This is a genomic window from Anabaena sp. UHCC 0187, from assembly GCF_009712035.1.
In the GTDB taxonomy this organism is placed as follows: Bacteria; Cyanobacteriota; Cyanobacteriia; order Cyanobacteriales; family Nostocaceae; genus Dolichospermum.
The window spans coordinates 1-2,394 of record NZ_VILB01000056.1 but is presented as its reverse complement, the minus strand read 5'-3'; the positions used below and the strand labels follow the sequence as shown (position 1 = coordinate 2,394).

The following is a 2,394-nucleotide window of genomic DNA, read 5'->3' as shown; positions in this document are numbered from 1 at the left end:
AGGTCCGGATATTTGGTCTGCTTCTCAAAAAGTGTTTGACGCAGCCGTAGCCAAAGCCTACGGAGGCAAGCGTAAAATAAATTGGAAGGAAGTTCTCGCTGGTGAAAAGTCTTTTAACAAAACAGGTAGCTGGCTGCCTGATGAAACATTGGATGCGTTCCGCGAGTATTTGGTTGGTATTAAAGGTCCGCTTACCACACCTGTGGGTGGAGGAATTCGCTCGCTAAATGTTGCCCTTCGTCAGATTTTAGATTTATACGTATGCCTTCGTCCGGTACGATGGTATGAAGGAGTTCCTTCACCAGTAAAAAATCCAGGTGCTGTTGACATGGTAATTTTCCGCGAGAACACGGAAGATATCTATGCCGGTATTGAGTTTGCGGCAGGCACACCTGAGTCGCAAAAAATATTAGACTTTTTGGCAAAAGAATTTCCTAAAGAATTCAATAAGATCCGATTCAATACAAAAGAAAAATCAGAGTCTTTCTGGAAAATGGTAGGGGCGCCTAACATGAACAACGATGTGCAGGTGGGTATCGGTATTAAGCCGGTAAGTTATAGTGGTAGCGTGCGATTGATTCATAGTGCTATTGCGTATGCGATCAAACACAAAAGAAAATCGGTTACGCTTGTTCATAAGGGTAACATTATGAAATATACAGAAGGTGCTTTCCGCGATTGGGGGTATGCAGTAGCGAAGGAATACTTTGCAGACAAAGTTTACACCTGGAACCAGTGGGAAAAAACGAAGAAGGAAAAAGGTGAAGAGGCTGCTAATGCAGAACAAAAAGCAGAATTAGCAGCCGGTAAAATATTAATTAAAGATTCAATTGCTGACATTACGTTACAACAAGTTCTTACTCGTCCTAACGACTTCGAAGTAATTGCTACATTGAATTTGAATGGCGATTATTTGAGTGATGCCTTGGCTGCTCAAGTAGGCGGTATTGGTATCGCTCCGGGGGCAAACATCAACTACATCACAGGGCATGCAATCTTTGAAGCTACGCATGGCACAGCACCTAAGTATGCGGGTCAGGATAAAGTGAATCCTGGTTCTGTAATTCTTTCCGGTGTAATGATGCTTGAATACATGGGCTGGCAAGAAGCGGCTGACTTGATTAACAAAGGACTTGAAAAGGCCATTTCCACCAAGCGTGTAACCTACGATTTCCACCGCCAGATGGAAGGAGCCACGTTGTTGAAGTGTTCAGAGTTTGGAGAAGAGATTGTGAAGAATATGTAAAAGGAAAATTATTTTTATTTGTTGAGGCTGATTATCTAAATAATCAGCCTCTTTTTTTGTTCACATTCCTACAAAAACTTACATAGGGTAAAGCAAAAACTATTTCCATCCTTATTTTAGCCAAGTCTATGGTGGAAGAACTTCCTTTATTCAATTCACTTACACCCCGCGAACTGCAAGTGATGGAAGCGCTGCTTGGCGGCCCGCAAACTTTCGCACTCAATGGTCATAGCAAAGAGCTTGAACAAAGTATCCTTCAAAAAACAGGTGCAACTTCTATTGAAGAGTTGATCTCCCGCTTGCATACCGAGTTGATTCAAGCGAATGTTTCAGATGCAGAAAAGGAAAGTTCGGTCGATCATTTTTTGAAAGACCCACGCTTTCAACGCTTTCAGGTTTTTGCCGACCAGGCCATCCGCATTTTGGATAATTCAACCCGGCACTATTTATACATTAACGAGGCAACCACTCACTTAATGGGCTATCACACCGATGAACTTCGCAAAGGAGGTCTTCGCTTTGGTCATAGTAAAACACATCCCTGGGATTTACTTCAATTGGTATTTATAAGCAAGAAGGCTATGGCGGTGTTTAAGAAATTATCGCATGACGATAAAATCAATGCCCGCTTTTCGTTTGACATCCGCATTCGGCATAAGGATGGAGACTACCGAAGAATTCAACAACATGTATACACCCTTACCGTTACACCGGGCGGTAAACCCGGCATAGCAATGATTCTTTCCAACGACATCACACACTATAAGACCAGCACAAAAATTCAGTATGTGTTTGGTGTAACACGGGGCAAACGATTTGATATTTTATTGAATGGCGAAAGCAAACCGCACAGCAGTCCACTTACCGAGCGCGAAGTAGAGATTGTAAACCTGATTGCCTATGGGCATAAAGAGTCTGACATAGCCGATCAATTGCACATCAGCGCGCAAACGGTGAAGACTCACAAAAAAAATATTCTAAGCAAAACGCATAGTAAAAATACAGCCGAACTCATTCGCATGGCCATGATGGAAGGCTGGATTTAAAGCCCGATGCTTTTAGCTTTGTTGTTGGCTTCAATCGCTTTAAAATCAACTACTTGAGGATCAATATACTGTGCGAAGTGTTGAGTTGTAGGGTAAATTGCC

General features: G+C 42.4%; 2 protein-coding genes. Both read left to right on the top strand.

Annotated features, from left to right (window positions below):
- A partial coding sequence (icd, locus tag FJR11_RS23270) for an NADP-dependent isocitrate dehydrogenase (protein ID WP_168508050.1) occupies positions 1–1,246 on the top strand: 1,246 nt, incomplete at its 5' end.
- A 128-nt stretch (positions 1,247–1,374) separates the two neighbouring features.
- Positions 1,375–2,292 carry a LuxR C-terminal-related transcriptional regulator gene (locus tag FJR11_RS23265; protein WP_168508048.1) on the top strand — a complete coding sequence of 306 codons (918 nt, stop codon included), beginning with the start codon at positions 1,375–1,377 and terminating at the stop codon, positions 2,290–2,292.
- Positions 2,293–2,394 lie beyond the last annotated feature (102 nt).